Annotated in this window: 1 protein-coding gene; it reads left to right on the top strand. The window is 73.4% G+C overall.

Going from position 1 to position 553, the window contains the following annotated elements; translation table 11 throughout:
• A partial coding sequence (locus tag FNQ90_RS26195; protein ID WP_182608563.1) for a chorismate-binding protein occupies positions 1-519 on the top strand: 519 nt, incomplete at its 5' end.
• Between the last annotated feature and the right edge of the window lie 34 nt (positions 520-553).

The following is a 553-nucleotide window of genomic DNA, read 5'->3' as shown; positions in this document are numbered from 1 at the left end:
GAACTGTTGGCCGACCCCAAGGAGCGGGCCGAGCACCTCATGCTGGTCGACCTCGGCCGCAACGACCTGGGCCGGGTCAGCGCCCCCGGCACCGTCGAGGTGGTGGACTTCATGTCCATCGAGCGATACAGCCACGTGATGCACATCGTCTCCACCGTCACGGGCCGGCTCGCCGAGGGTCGCACCGCCTTCGACGCCCTCACCGCCTGCTTCCCCGCCGGGACCCTCTCGGGGGCCCCCAAGCCGCGGGCCCTGCGGATCATCGAGGAACTGGAACCCACCCGCCGCGGGGTCTACGGCGGGTGCGTCGGTTACCTCGACTTCGCCGGTGACGCCGACACCGCCATCGCCATCCGCACCGCCGTGCTCCGTGACGGGACGGCGTACGTGCAGGCCGGGGCCGGGGTGGTGGCCGACTCGGACCCGGCGGCCGAGGACGCCGAGTGCCGGAACAAGGCCGCCGCCGTGCTCCGGGCGATCGGAACCGCCGAACGCCTGCGCGGTAGCGTGGAGGCGTGAACGTCCCCCGTCGCCGCCCGACGCCCCCCGAAGC

Source organism: Streptomyces alkaliphilus, from assembly GCF_014141535.1.
GTDB classification, from domain to species: domain Bacteria; phylum Actinomycetota; class Actinomycetes; order Streptomycetales; family Streptomycetaceae; genus Streptomyces; species Streptomyces alkaliphilus.
Note: the sequence above shows the minus strand (reverse complement) of the source record. Positions and strands in the feature narration are given on the sequence as shown.